Raw genomic sequence first — 14267 nt, forward strand, 5'->3', positions numbered from 1 at the left:
ACCTAACGAACCAATACGAAAAAGCCCCGTCAGGATGATGGGGCTTTTTTTATCCCTGAAGAATCGTTAATTCTGCCCAACTGTTAATGATTGATCACCAATACATTTACAACCACATGATAAAGGTGAATTGTGTTGTGCCGCAGCCTTGCCCATCACCAACATATGATTATCACCTGCCACAATCGTAGCTACACACTTATGCTTAGGGCATGTTGCTTTGTCTCCGACACAGGCAATTGCCTTTCCATCAATCAAAAAAGATGATTGGGCAGAAATGATTTTTCCACCACCTGTGGTTGGAGATCCTAATGTAATATATGGAAGTGCCATAAATTTTACCTTTTATTGTTTTGTTATTCAGAAAGCATTTTATAAAACATCAAACTCAATACGGCGGTTCTTTCTACGCCCCTCATCCGTTGCATTGTCAGCAACAGGTTTAGTCGAACCTAATCCTGCAGTACTTAGGCGAGTTGGTGCAATACCTTTAGTGGTTAAATATTGTTTTACAGCTTCAGCACGTTGCAAGCTTAATGCTTGGTTTTTTTGTGGATCACCCTGACTATCAGTATGCCCAACAATCTTAACATTCTTACCCTGAACCTTATTTAATGCAACCACCATCTCGTCTAAGATTTGTGTACCTGCTGGAGTCAAAACTGCTTTACCAGATTCAAATTCAATAATTCGATTTTTTAATGCATTATCAATAACCGATTGCTCCGCAGCATTCACGGTAATTTGTGCATTGAGTCGGTAAGGCGGTTGAACCAATGACTGAAATAATGTGGTGGTAGGTTGAATATCAGTTTGAACACCCATTTTCCCCATCAGTTCAACTTGCGTACCTCGTACCGAAAGCTTACCTTGGCTAATTTTTTTTAGATCCGGTGTGATGACTCGGGTCACTGAATCGCTCCAGCCATTCGGCGCAGATACAGGACGAATTTGAATTTTATCAACCACCTGATCATTACCATATACCGCTTTTAACTTGGCTAAAATCGCTTGTTTGGTCATATCATTGGGTACAACACCCTCAACCACGATCGGTGCAGCAAATACCTGTAGTGAATAAAATAAGCTCGAAATAATCGCAAATTTTTTCAATATTTTTACTTTTTGATTCTTCATATCATTATTCATCTATAAAGGTTTGCCGAAAAATTTTCATACCTTGCGTTAAACTTAATTGACGCTGGCAGAGCGATTGCTCAAGCGCTGCAAGACCTGCATTCTGTTCAAGATAAGCATCAATCCATAATGGTTGTACCAAAGACACCCAATGATCATTTTGCATATTTTGAGTAAAAATATTACTTAATGCAGTAATGTCAGCACCTTGGAATCCAAACAATAAAATCGGTGACTCTTGGTGCAAAATACCGATCAAAATCTCTGTATTGTTTTTTTCCAAGAAACGTCCAATTAAATTGACCCAAAATGCAGCAATTTCATAGCAATAACTTTGGTTATTGATGGGTAAAATTAATACTTTTGATAATTTACTGGTGCCATGTTTCAGTACAGGTTGCAGCAATAAACCCAAGCCCAGCATACTTTGCGCCAATTCATAAGGCGTGATCTTCATCATTTGCGCAAATGAATGCATTGTATGATGTTCGAAGAAGTCTTGTGTTTTTAGCTCAGACAGTACCTGAACCTCGCGATCAATCAAACCGAGTTTATTCACCAATAACTCAGGATCAGTTATGGTTCTAAACATGCGATTCTTTTGAAAAAGATCAATCAGTACAGGTTTATATTTAAACGGCGCATACAATAAGTTTTGAAAAGGATTTTCAATTTCCAATAATTGGCTCAAAACCATTGGAAACTGGCGCCCTGAACTGTCTTCACTGGTCACCATATTGGCGGCAAGAAACATTTTTTCTTTCGGATTGGCAATAAAGAAATCTAATGGTGCTAAAGATTGATAGGCTTCATTAAAATTTTCTTCCCGCATCGCCATTTCTAGTGCTTCAGTAATCCATTGATCAATCACTTGGATCAATGCATATTGCCCTTTGGTTTTTAAAAAGTCACCGCGCGCAGGGCATTTTCCATAATACAATGGTGTAGACTTTAATGTTTGCATACTTTCATCCCTCGCACTAAATCGTTCCCTAAGATCATTGAGCTCCCCCATTTGTTGCAGGCTGCGGTGCTGCATTTGCTGCAGGCGCCTGCGGTTTAGGCGCTGCTGCCGATGATGCTGCGCCACCAAATGGCGATGAAGCTTGTGGATTAGATGCTGTTGCAGGTGCTTGCTGTGCTGCAACCACCAATGCCGCTTTAGGGCTAGTGACTCGATCTACCAGTTTTAAGCCCACATAACCACGATTTGAACCAATTGGGTTAGAAGCATTACCACTAATCAAACGGAACTGAAGTTTCACAAACAAATCACTGTTTTGTTTGCTGGTCCATGTCATTTCAAAACTACCATTGAGTGGCTTACGTTGTGCACTGTCAATTAATTTGTTGATACCATACTCGCCTGGTTCTTCAAAGATCGTATGAGTTTGACCATCTAAATCAATTGCTGTGATGCGCGCACCCGGAATTGCTCCAGGATTTGGCCACATAAAGTTCACCCATTGTTGAATACCATTTTCATAAACTAAACGCTGTCCATCAATATCAATGCTATAAGACAACAATTTGTTATTTGGAATTGGATAGAACTGGAAGTTTGATTGGTTGGCTGCTGGGGCACCACCGCCTGCCGCACCAGCTGATGCACCATTGATCGGTGTAGTATATTGCTCAAAATTCATCACAAATTCTGGGTTCAGCCCCACACCCATATTCTTCCAAGTTTTTGAAGATAAGGTATAACCACGACGAATCACGAATGGGTCTAGCGTCTCTTTAACAAACTTGGAAATACTTCCGTTGTCACCAAAAATTTGGCTAATTTCATTACTGGTCGCTTGAATTGTTCCTGATGAATTAAACGGAACTTTTTGCGAAAGTGTTTGACTAAATGGTTGGTACGCTTGTAAGGTCCAAAGTTTGTTGATCTCATCTTGTGCTGGGGTCAATAAGCTATCGAACGATTGCGTCAGTGGGCTAACCAAAAGCTTTTGAACCATTTGCTGATCTAGCTCGCCCAAGCCTACTGTGAGTTTTTCATCGACAACTTTTTGGGTCGCATTAAAGACTGAACTTTGATCATTGATTGTTTGTTTCGCTAAAGCCAAAGCACTTGGACCAAAATCACCCGCGCTACGAAGGTCATTCAGTTTACTTCTCACTTGAGCCATGTTCTGTAAATAGTCGTCGAGCAAGGATTTGTCTTGTAAATCATCACGCTTACGTACCAATTGATAGAACACTTGGAACTGTTGAGAAATTTGTCCTTGTGTCTGGTTAGACGCGCGTTGGATTTCATCCGATTTACCCTGACCGAGTACTTTACGTTTGAACCAAGCAACAAAACCTGTTTGTGGTGCGGCAAGCTCTGCTTGAACCACAGGGTTATCCCAGCTGGTTTCTTTCGCGACACGATCAATATAAGTTCGGATTGGAGAGTTTTGTGGTTCACCCAACACATCCATGATCTTCGCTTGCTGAACAAAATCAGGACCTTTTGCATAATGGGTAGCGTTAATAAACTTTTTCCATTCTGCAATATATTCTTGTTTATACAGTTGCGTCAGCTGTTTACGAATTTGATCTGGACTGCCACTAAATGTTAAATCGTCAGACTGAGTACTATTCAATACCCAATCTTTGGTATCTGTTGGTTTGTTTGCAGCTTCTTCAATGGCTTTGTCAACATATTCATCCCAAGCTTTCTGGGTGAATATTCCTGGTAAAGCATAACCACCCAACATCACGTTACGATTGGTTTCACCCACAATTTGTGCCACAGTGACAGCAGGATAACGTACGGCTGCACGCATTTTGATTTCGTTATAAACACGATCACGTGCTGGCATTCCTCGAACCACTGAGAGCAATACTTGACGAGTTTGATCCACGAGCTGAGCATCTGACTCTAAAACTGGGAACTTTTTATCATTGGCTAATGTCATTGAATAGCTCAAGATTTTTTCAGCTTTTTGAATCATTTCTCCACGCGGCATTTGTCCACGGTTGGCATCTAACCACGAACGCCAGAAGCGGGTAACTTGATCACTTAAATGACTTGCGTCCATATATTGTGGATTACTCATCATAAGATAAGCTTTCAATGCATTATAAGCATCTTGCGGATTTGTGTCTGAAGGCTCTGATGCAATCTGTGTAGAAGAGGTTTGTTTAATTTCCACATTAACATGATTTTGCTTGAGTGTTTGCTCATTGCCTTTAACACGTTGCAAATACTGCGCAATGTTTTGCTGACTCGGCGCTAAGACAATCTGTCTCACCCCTTTTAAATACTCCGCTTTTAATTTTTCTTTTAACTCATTGCCTTGATATAAACCAAACGAGAATTTTAAAGGGCGATGCTGATCAAAGTCATCTAGCTGCTCTAACCGTTGTTGCAAAATCAGTAAAGCATCAATTTGGGTTGAAAGCTCTTGACCTGTGGTTTGTTCCATTTGAACAACTTTATTGAGATCTGCTTGTACATCTGCAATTAATTGCTGGTTATTTCGATAAGACCAAACCCATAAGCCTAAAATAATCGACACACCCAATAATGATGCGATAAATGCCAAGTAGCGCTTACGTTTTGTATTTGGATTAATATGTTGTTTAACTAAATTCTTATCTTTCAGAATAACTTCTGAGAATAAACCCTTTAAGAAATAACCATGATTCTGAGAGATTGAATTTTGTGGAATACCATGTTCACTGTTGGGGATCTTAGCCAGTTGAAAATCATCAACGATTTGTTCTGTCATTGGACTTTCAATCACACCCTCTTGTAAAGCACTGGTGAAATAGAAACCACGGAATACAGGTTTAAACTGGTATGGATTTTCTTCAAACAATGTCCCGATAAAAGTTTTTAATACAGGTTTTAACGTCTTAAATTCAAGCGGGAAAGTCATCACACTTGGAGAAATATTTTGTGCATGACGGCGACTTAAATGGGTTGTACTTACGCCTTTTAAGCCATCATATAAAATGTTGTAGTGTTTCTCGAAGTGTTCAGCTGCATTTTGTGATGATTCTGGATCATAAGGTAAAGTCGCACCCCAGACTTGATCAAATTCTGCTGCCTCATAGCATTCAAAAAACTCGGTGAAGCCTGCGATCAAATCCATTTTAGAGAAAACCAGATACACTGGCGCAAAGATCTCTAAGCGTTCAGTTAAGTCTTGGATCCGCGCTCTTAAACTTTTCGCTAATTTAATTGATTTTTCAGGGCTTTGACTGACCAATTCAGCCACACTTACAATCACAATCAATCCATTGATCGGTGCTTTTGAGCGATTCTTTTTCAGAATATTTAAAAAACCTAACCATTCTGAATGATCTTCTGAATATACAGAATAGCGCCCTGCGGTATCGAGCAACACTCCTTCTGTAGAGAAGAACCAATCACAGTTTCGCGTACCACTGAGCCCTGAAGACACCACTTTTTGATGGGTTTCTTCGAATGGGAATTTCAAACCAGAATGATAAATTGCTGAACTTTTCCCCGCGGCAGGGTTACCAATCACCATATACCACGGTAATTCATAAAGGGCAGCGTTTCCGCTTTTGTCACCCAATTTAGATTTACGAATCAATTGGATCGATTCTTTCATCTGTTGGTTGATCAGGTTTAATTCTTCTTTGTCTTTTTGTTTTCCGTATTCAGCTGTGTTGTCTTGCTCAATGGCTTCAGCCAAAGCTTCACCTTGTTCAGCATGCTTACGGCGTTGAATCAACCAGTAAATTCCGTAAATCACCAACCCAAGGATATAGGCAGCGAGCATCATAAAGAAATACTGACGTGGTACCACACTGTACGAAGAAATTATCGCAACAAGGATTGAAAGCGCAATCACAAGCTTTGGATTTGTGATGTATTGCCATGCATAGCTTAAAATTGTTTGTATCATTTTCTCGATTTCTTTCTAAATTTGTCTGTAATCTCTATGCAAACTCAGTCCCAACAATTACTTGGGTTTGCTGATGTTCAGCACTATAAACATAGCCATACAACTCATCTTTAAGGTGCAGACCCAACATAAAACCAAAAACTTTGGCTAATGATTGGGTATGACCTAAACTACTTTTACAATAAAGATAGTGATGTGCTTCAATCGGTGTTTCTGCAAAATTCTGTTCTAATCTTTTTAACAGTTTGACCTCTTTAGGATCATCTAAAACCAAAACAAAAGGTTGTTCTTGTTCAAATTGTTCTACTTGAGCCAAATTCAACTCTTTTAAGGACCTAGATGCCTGATCAGAATTTAGTGCAATTCGAATATACTTTGTTGGCTGTAAATTTTGCAATTCAACCTTTTCATTGGTCATACAACAGGTACTGATATATTCAGAAGGAATATATTTTTCTGTCATCCATGTTCGATCATCAATGGTTTCTTGATCAATTTCAGAATCAACTACAATAAATAACGAAACTTCTGCATCTAATGATTGTGTTCTTTTCAGCAATTTCATCCAATCATGATATGCCGTTGTTTCCCCCCAGTAATGATATTCAGTATGAAACTGCTGATCAATGATACCAAGCTCTGTAAAATACTGTTGAATCAATTCTGCACCTGAGTTTTCATCCCATGTGTGAAATAAATTTTCAGGCAAAATAAGATGAATATTGAGGCGATTCAATTGTGGTACAGCTTCTGCAACCTGTTGTTCTACAGGTTCATCTTCATATTCTTGATGCGGGTTAATCCAGGCAGGATGCATACGATATTCATGTGCAAGTTTAGCATCATAGAACAGTGCTGAATTCTTTAAATGCTCCGCAATTTGGTGAAGCATGTCGGTATTCTGTTCAAGCTGTTGCTGAATTAAGGCTGTGATCCGTTTCTGACGACCCGATAAACTTGATGAATCTTCTTCTTGTTCTTCAAGTGTTTGTATACGCAATGATAAGATGGGTAAACCATAACTATTGATGAGTGCTTGATCAAGTTGGGGGCTGACCACATCTTGCAGCTGCTCAATATGAACTTCATTTTCACCCATTGCACTTAAACTGGTTGTTGAATAGACCTTTAAATTTACCCATTCAATTTCTGCATCTGGCGTTTCAACGATATTTTGCTGTTCTGAGCGTTGCTCTTGTTCAAGTTTTTGCTGCTCTTTCTTGTCTTGACGACTTTGATAGAACTTCTTCAGCAACATCGGTGTCACAAGCAACAATGTAATTGCAGCAGGGATTAGTCCAAAGAAAATGACAAAATCCTGTCCACTTGGATTGTATTTAATATCACGCCAATAAAATACGACAATTGCTGAGACCAGTAAAATGACACTGATCAATGTTGCTAAAATTATTTTAATCATTTATGAAGCTCCAATCAGCGCATAACAGGTTTCATCATTATCACTTTGCATCTTCGGCATCACAAAAGCACCTTGTGCCAAACCGACTTGTGCTGTTGAACTCAACTGCAAAGGCTGAACTTCTTCTTTAGCAAGCACCAACCGCAAATCAACCAATAAGGTTGGACTACACCAACTCTGAAGTATTTTTTTTAATTTTTTACTTAACTTCTTCTTCGGTAAAAACTCTAAATATTGAGCATGAGTTAATGGACCAATTTGAATTTCTATTTTTCCATCTATTTGTCGAATAGTTTCCCCACAAAAAGTATTTACCCCCAAAAGAAAGGGTTGTTTGCCCCCTAATTTGGTTCTCTGCTCATCGCCTAGCTTAAACTTCTCAGTAATATATTCTTTGACTTCAACAGGATGATTAAAGACACAGGTCAACATCGTTTTCAACGCATGTGCAGTATTGTTTTGTCCCTGCATCAATCCTGAAAACTCAGCAAAATAATCGTCTAAATCATCTTGCTGATGCTGTGTTCGAATATATCCATTTAACGCATGTAAAATTTCTAAGTAATTATTTTCTTTTTCAATTTCATAACGTACAGGCAGGTTATAACTCAGACTTGCATCGACAAATTGGGCTGTAAGTTTATGGTTAAATAGCCCTAAGAACTTTTGTACCTCGACACGTTGTTTACGAGGTGCTTGCTTGACTTTATTGGTATAGGTATAAGGCATTGCACCCTGCATACCCGTTAAACCTACTACCAAATTGGTCATATGGATCTTATCCTCAACTTGTTCTAAGGATTCAATCTCATGCTTGGGGAAATTTAGATTTAGTGAACTTTCAAAAAGAAAATCATCTGACCAACTTTTTAAAGTGGTGATGGTGGGTGCATGTCTAAATAATCGGGTTGACTGCACAAATTCAAAAGCTGTAGGGGTTTTGAAAAGCTCGTCAACTACAGAAGCTTCTTGCCACCAACGTTCTGTACGCATTGGTATAACTCCTGTTTTGTATTTAAATCTCTCACAAAAACATCAACAAAGCTGTTCATTTGTACTTTTAAATTGAAAATATGACTAATCAATTCACTGAAAATATAGAGACTATGTCCACGGAAAACTTGAACATCCACATCCATCAATACCTTAACGCCACGTACAAACATCGGGAAAGGTTTTGCTTCAACAAGTTTATGGGTAATTTCAAATTCGATCTGTTTAATCGCATCAATAATCAAATGATTTTCTTTCGATTTTGGTAAGTTATAAAGTTCAAGTAACTCTTTGATATGACTGACGGCATCCCCTTTCATTAACGCCAGCGTATTTAAAGAAAGATGTGAAATAATCCGCCATTGTTCATTTTTATTCATTTCAAATTGATAAGGCTCAGTTGGTCTTTTTAATATCAAAGCACGGCGAGCAACTGTACTGTCATTCAAATTCAAAACATTATTCGATTGACCTAAAGCTTCATACGGCAATTCACGGTTTGAACAAAGTAATCTGCAACTGACAAAATCCGACTTAATACTCTGAGGCTCGAGTTGTTTTGAAATAATTGAATAGCCTGTTTCCACATATTGATTTTGTAAAACAGTCGGATTTAAGGCATAAAAAAACTGAATATCTTCACCATGATAATGACTCATTGCGAAGAAAGGTAAAATAGGATAAACCACTTGATCCTGATTACTTTTTTCACGAATCAAATTCATTTCAAGTATTGAATACACTTGATAAAATTCAGGATGGTGCGCATCTGTGATGAGAGGGTATTCTAAGTTTTTATGATTGATTTTTTGCGGTTCAGCCTGTTTTTCAAATAGGTTGACCACTGGGCTGGTAAATAATTTAAAATTCGCCACATTCAATTCTGAATAATTTCGAATAATGGCTTGATCGTTTAAATTCAGCTTCAAATGAATTTGAATTTCAAAAGTTAAATTTTCATCTTTTAATAATTTTAAAAAATCTAAATTTACATTCAGATAACTAAATTTTTCTGGAAAACAAAAGTATTCGATCAACAAACGATAGGCATGATGAGTATGTTGATCTATAGGTAATAGACTTTCATCTTCACGGAATCCCATCACTTCAAAAGGATTATTTATTGCTGTAACTTTTTTATTGATACGCAGACTAAAGCTGGTATCCTGATGAAAAATATGATCTAAAACTTGCAATGGAAAGTTAGAAATCGCATCTAAATAAATAGGAAGCTTTTCATTTTTCAACCAATTTTTACATGGATTTAATAGCTCAAATTTTAAACTAAGTGTCGCATTTTGATTCAAATGAATATGCGCACTTGGCGTGGTTTGAAAACTTAAACTTTCCAGCTGGATGGGAAGTAGTTTCACTTCAGTGCTGGTATTAAATTCGCATTGGACTCCTTTAAAACTTCTTGATTTTAAAGTTGTTCCTTTAGGAATAATATGAACATCTGTTAATTGTTTTTGTTTATTTAAATCTTCAAAGCTCACCACAGAACAGGCAGGAAAATGTCGCAAATACTGCGGGAACATCACTTCAAATAATGAGCGAGTAAATATGTCATAACTATCGGCTAATTTTTTATCAATACGTGCTGCAATTAAAGAAAAAGCCTGAATCAGGCGCTCAATATGAGGATCATCAATTTGTTCTTGGTTTAAAGATAATCTTTGCGCAATTTTAGGATATTTATCTGCAAATGCACGTGACTGCTGACCAAATTCTTGTAGTTGCTTTTCATAATACGGTAAAAGTTCTTCTATCACGACATACCTACATTTTTAAGATCTGGCAGAGATTACATATTGCTGTGTTGTTGGCTTGAGTAAGGCATCAAAAATTACAGGTTCATAAAGCGGATGAATATTTAAATAGGCTTGAATGCTTAAGCATAAAGAACCAACATTCTGATCATCTAGCTGCATTTCTACTTTAATCTGTTTTAATCGTGGTTCATGTGCAGCGATCGACTGCTCAATGGACTGGCAAATAACATCTCGATCTGTGGGATTTGCAGTTGAAAGCCCGACAAAATCAATAATTCCAAACTGTACAATCGATTTTTTGGCTAAAGCATAATCATCAATATCCACATCTAGTTTAGCGATTCGGGTATTTAACAAATCTTCCAAATCATGAGCAACAGACTCTCTTAGCTCGTGTATGGAAAGCCCTTTTACATAATCATCTTCAACAATCAAACGATCAAAGAGTGTAGACCGAAACCCATAGGGATAAAGTTGATCTAAGTTCATAACTGATATTCTAATGATATGAAACAGATAGGGACTGTGCAGTCCCTATCTGTCTCGACCAACAATTAAGCAGCGTAAGATGCTGTATTGTTAGAAAGAGACCATTTCTTAGTAACGGCACCTTTAGCAGAACCGTTAATATCTTGTTGATTATAAGTCCACTCAACTGCAGCATATTTCAAACCAAATGCTTCAGTTGGAACACCTTCTTCATTTACAGTAGGTGTTACACTTGAAACAAGAACATGCTTCAATTTGATTTGGAGGTACTTGATACGTTTGTCACCGTTTGCACGGTAAAAATCAATTTGAACTTCGTCAAAAGTATAACCAGCAGAACAAGCTTCCCAAAGTTTTGGACTAGTCGCATCCAAATCTTTAACGAAAAGCATGTCTGAATGTTCTACACGTTCAGCAGTATGACCACCAACGCTTGAAGAAGTAGCAGATTTTGGTTGACGGATGTTGTGAGACCAAGAATTAACTTCTAGCCAGTTCTTGTGCTCAGAATCACGTGACTCACCATCAACTTTGTACTTGCCTTGAAATTGAACGTATATGTCTTTCATTAGATTTACCCTTATTTTTTAAAGTTATTATTTAGCCACGCTCTATTTTAATTCGAGGACTGAGGTAACTCAGTGACAAGTCGCAGAGAAACTGACAACTCATCTAGCTGGAAATGCGGTCTTAAAAAGACCACAGACTTGTAGTGCCCTGGCTCTGCAGGATTCTCTACAACTTTTACAGAAGCTTCACGCAGTGGATACTGTGCTTTTGCTTCTTGAGACGCGCCATCATCAAGCAATACATATTGTGATAGCCATTCATTTAAAAATGCTTCTACGTTTCCAGCCGATGCAAAACTTCCGACTTTATCTCGCATCATTGCTTTTAGATAATGTGCAATTCGAGAAACTGCCATGATGTATTGGATTTGGCTAGAAAGTGATGAGTTTGCATTCGCAGTATCACTGTCATATTTTTTCGGCTTCTGCGTAGACTGTGCACCAAAGAATGCTGCATAGTCTGTATTCTTACAATGCACCAGTGGAATAAAGCCCAAATCACTTAATTCTTTTTCACGACGATCAGTGATAGCAATTTCTGTTGGGCATTTAAATACCACTTCACCATCATTGGTTTTAAAGGTATGCACTGGTAAGCCTTCGACCATACCGCCACCTTCTACACCACGAATAGCCGCACACCAGCCATGCAAGTCAAAGGCATTGGTCAAACGTGTACCGAACGCATAAGCTGCATTCATCCATAAATATTCATCGTGATTTTGACCTGAAACTTCTTCAACGAAGTTAAAGCCTTCAGTTGCCCATCCCTCTTTAGGATCATAAGGCAAGCGTCCTAAAACACGTGGCATGGTCAATGCAACATAACGCGCATCATCGCTTTCACGGAATGAACGCCATTGCACATATTCAGCTGTTTCAAACACTTTTGAAACATCACGCGGACGATCAATATCAGTGAATGATTCAAGACCTAACATATTGCTGCTTGCAGCAGAAATGAATGGTGCATGTGATGCTGCTGCAACATGTGAAATTTGTTCTAACAAATACATATCTGATGGTGTACGATCGAACTCAAAGTCACCAATCAAAGTAGCATAAGGTGCGCCACCAAATGAACCATATTCTTCTTCATACACTTTTTTAAACAATGTACTTTGATCGAAATCTGTTGCACCTTGGAAGTCTTTGATCAACTCTTTTTTCGTCGTGTTTAACATACGAATTTTGATCAACGGATTAGACGGTGACTCTTGGCAAAAATAGTACAAACCACGCCAAGTCGATTCAATTTTTTGAAACTGCTCGTTGTGCATGATTTTGCTAAGTTGTGTCGAAATAAGTGCATCAATTTCAGCAATACGCTTATCAATAGACAAAGACATGTTTTCAGAAACAGTAATTGTTCCTGCCATGACTTCTTTCGCCAATTCGCTAATTAAGCTTTTCGCACGATCATGTTCTTCGTCATTACGTGCAATTCGGCTACGCTCCACAATAGAATCAAGTAAACTTACTTCTTCTACAGCTGTATCTTGTACAGTATTGGTTTGTAAATTACTCATTTTCTGGACCCGCCTCAGCACTTAATTTACGAATCTGATCCGTATTTTGTAAAACCTCATCAAGCAAGTCTTCCAAACGCTCACTGTTAGAAATCTTATTTCTCAAGTCTGTTAAACGCTCACGCGCTTCAACCAACTTTTTAAGTGGTTCAACTTGCTGTACAACTTGTTCAGGGCGAAAATCTTCCATTGACTTAAATGTTAAATCAACTGACATGCGACCACCTTCTTCAGTCAAAGTATTTTCAACTTGGAAGGCTGCACGTGGAGATAATGATTCCATCACTTCATCAATGTTTTCTAAGTCAACATTGATAAATTTCTTGTCTTTTAACTTGGTTCTTTCTAACTCAGAAGCTGCAGAGAAATCGCCGAGCACACCAACAACAAATGGTAATTCTTTAACTTCCTTGCCATCACCCACTTCAACATCATAAGTCAGCTGAACACGTGGTGGTCTGATTCGCTGTAATTTTTTCTGTACACTTTCACGTTTTGACATTTTTTTTATCCATTAATTTGAGCAAATAAATTATGTTGGGAAATTCGGTCTAGCTGCTGGTGTCGGCTTCGGTTTTGCTGGAGTAGCAGCGGGTTTAGATGATGCAGGCTTAGATGAAGAAGGTGCAGAACGTGTCGGCGAAGTACGGTTCACTTTCTGAGGACGGCTCACTTTCTGAGGGCGAGAACTACGCTCTACACTCGGCGCAGTTTCCTGATTTTTTTCAACCAAAACTGCTGCAGGCATTGCTTGTCGAACAGCATCTGTAAAACTTTTCGCAACTGGATAAGTTTTGGCTTCTGTCAAGTAACGCATTTCACTGGTACGCATCTTGGTTAGCGCATCTGAAGCCAAACCAAGACCAGCAAGGAACTTAACATCAGTCAACTCATTGCTTTGAATATTCAAAGTTTCTAAATAACTGACAATTTGAAGCGCTTTTTCATTTTTCCCAAGCTGTTGGAATTTCTCCGCAGCTGAGACCAACAGTTTGTTTTTATAGTCTTTGTTCTTCTTATCACACAATTGCGCATAAATCCCCAGAAGCTCAGGATTCGTCTCGCCTTCAACCATTGGATAGTCTTTGATACATGATCTTTTTAGTTTGATCTCATCGTTTGCGCTAACAAATGTGCTCGCAAATGATGCTCCAAGAACTAAAATGTACGGGATATAATTCTTCAAAATCTAACCTCAATTCACTTGATTCAGTTATTCAATAGATTTACTTTTGATGTTTTATAAATATATATAATTAAAGCAACTTCGTTTAAAATCTTAGAAATAAAACTAAAAAAAACACTTTTAGTCAAGTGAAATTTCGTATCAACATTTTAAACGATTGATAAAAAAAGTTTTTTAAAGCGTTTGGATAATATCAATAATATCTTATCTTCACAAAAGTTTTTTTTTCTGTAAAATATTTCTTGAGATTTTTAAAAAAATATTAAACATTTGATTTTAATATACTAATTTAAATGCC

Annotated in this window: 12 protein-coding genes; all 12 read right to left on the minus strand. The window is 38.0% G+C overall.

What is annotated here, in order from left to right:
- Window positions 1–66 precede the first annotated feature (66 nt).
- The 12 genes from F938_RS20400 to F938_RS20455 all read right to left on the minus strand — a co-directional run bounded on the left by F938_RS20400 (window position 67) and on the right by F938_RS20455 (window position 13858).
- Complete coding sequence (locus tag F938_RS20400) at window positions 67–333, minus strand: PAAR domain-containing protein (protein ID WP_004832234.1); 267 nt, start codon at window positions 331–333, stop codon at window positions 67–69.
- A 39-nt stretch (window positions 334–372) separates the two neighbouring features.
- The gene (locus F938_RS20405; RefSeq protein ID WP_009584266.1) at window positions 373–1137 is read right to left on the minus strand and encodes an OmpA family protein; all 765 of its coding nucleotides are present in this window, start codon (window positions 1135–1137) and stop codon (window positions 373–375) included.
- 4 nt (window positions 1138–1141) lie between these two features.
- Entirely contained in the window at window positions 1142–2101 is a 960-nt protein-coding gene (gene tagF, locus F938_RS20410; protein ID WP_004832239.1) for a type VI secretion system-associated protein TagF, read from the minus strand.
- Between the two features lie 34 nt (window positions 2102–2135).
- Entirely contained in the window at window positions 2136–6008 is a 3873-nt protein-coding gene (gene tssM / locus F938_RS20415; protein ID WP_171067121.1) for a type VI secretion system membrane subunit TssM, read from the minus strand.
- A gap of 37 nt (window positions 6009–6045) precedes the next feature.
- Window positions 6046–7431, minus strand: coding sequence for a hypothetical protein (locus F938_RS20420; RefSeq protein ID WP_005034777.1), 1386 nt, complete (start codon window positions 7429–7431; stop codon window positions 6046–6048).
- Window positions 7432–8424, minus strand: coding sequence for a type VI secretion system baseplate subunit TssG (tssG, locus tag F938_RS20425; RefSeq protein ID WP_004832247.1), 993 nt, complete (start codon window positions 8422–8424; stop codon window positions 7432–7434).
- Window positions 8388–10196 carry a type VI secretion system baseplate subunit TssF gene (gene tssF, locus F938_RS20430; protein WP_005034780.1) on the minus strand — a complete coding sequence of 603 codons (1809 nt, stop codon included), beginning with the start codon at window positions 10194–10196 and terminating at the stop codon, window positions 8388–8390. Before tssF ends, tssG begins: the two co-directional genes overlap by 37 nt.
- A 15-nt stretch (window positions 10197–10211) precedes the next feature.
- Complete coding sequence (tssE, locus tag F938_RS20435) at window positions 10212–10685, minus strand: type VI secretion system baseplate subunit TssE (RefSeq protein ID WP_004832251.1); 474 nt, start codon at window positions 10683–10685, stop codon at window positions 10212–10214.
- A 65-nt stretch (window positions 10686–10750) separates the two neighbouring features.
- Window positions 10751–11254 (minus strand): Hcp family type VI secretion system effector, encoded by a 504-nt coding sequence (locus F938_RS20440; protein WP_004723558.1) that lies wholly within the window; start codon window positions 11252–11254, stop codon window positions 10751–10753.
- A gap of 47 nt (window positions 11255–11301) precedes the next feature.
- Window positions 11302–12783, minus strand: coding sequence for a type VI secretion system contractile sheath large subunit (gene tssC / locus F938_RS20445; RefSeq protein WP_004832253.1), 1482 nt, complete (start codon window positions 12781–12783; stop codon window positions 11302–11304).
- The gene (tssB, locus tag F938_RS20450) at window positions 12776–13285 is read right to left on the minus strand and encodes a type VI secretion system contractile sheath small subunit (RefSeq protein WP_004832255.1); all 510 of its coding nucleotides are present in this window, start codon (window positions 13283–13285) and stop codon (window positions 12776–12778) included. Before tssB ends, tssC begins: the two co-directional genes overlap by 8 nt.
- A gap of 30 nt (window positions 13286–13315) precedes the next feature.
- Complete coding sequence (locus tag F938_RS20455; RefSeq protein WP_227549028.1) at window positions 13316–13858, minus strand: hypothetical protein; 543 nt, start codon at window positions 13856–13858, stop codon at window positions 13316–13318.
- Window positions 13859–14267: the final 409 nt, after the last annotated feature.

The organism is Acinetobacter bereziniae LMG 1003 = CIP 70.12 (assembly GCF_000368925.1).
In the GTDB taxonomy this organism is placed as follows: domain Bacteria; phylum Pseudomonadota; class Gammaproteobacteria; order Pseudomonadales; family Moraxellaceae; genus Acinetobacter; species Acinetobacter bereziniae.

Excerpts from the sequence above, each read along its gene's own strand:
- tssB (WP_004832255.1), bottom strand. The coding sequence starts at position 13,285 with ATGTCAAAACGTGAAAGTGTACAGAAAAAATTACAGCGAATCAGACCA.
- tssE (WP_004832251.1), bottom strand. The coding sequence starts at position 10,685 with ATGAACTTAGATCAACTTTATCCCTATGGGTTTCGGTCTACACTCTTT.
- tssC (WP_004832253.1), bottom strand. The coding sequence starts at position 12,783 with ATGAGTAATTTACAAACCAATACTGTACAAGATACAGCTGTAGAAGAA.
- F938_RS20440 (WP_004723558.1), bottom strand. The coding sequence starts at position 11,254 with ATGAAAGACATATACGTTCAATTTCAAGGCAAGTACAAAGTTGATGGT.
- F938_RS20400 (WP_004832234.1), bottom strand. The coding sequence starts at position 333 with ATGGCACTTCCATATATTACATTAGGATCTCCAACCACAGGTGGTGGA.
- tssG (WP_004832247.1), bottom strand. The coding sequence starts at position 8,424 with ATGCGTACAGAACGTTGGTGGCAAGAAGCTTCTGTAGTTGACGAGCTT.
- tagF (WP_004832239.1), bottom strand. The coding sequence starts at position 2,101 with ATGCAAACATTAAAGTCTACACCATTGTATTATGGAAAATGCCCTGCG.
- F938_RS20405 (WP_009584266.1), bottom strand. The coding sequence starts at position 1,137 with ATGAAGAATCAAAAAGTAAAAATATTGAAAAAATTTGCGATTATTTCG.
- F938_RS20420 (WP_005034777.1), bottom strand. The coding sequence starts at position 7,431 with ATGATTAAAATAATTTTAGCAACATTGATCAGTGTCATTTTACTGGTC.
- F938_RS20455 (WP_227549028.1), bottom strand. The coding sequence starts at position 13,858 with ATGGTTGAAGGCGAGACGAATCCTGAGCTTCTGGGGATTTATGCGCAA.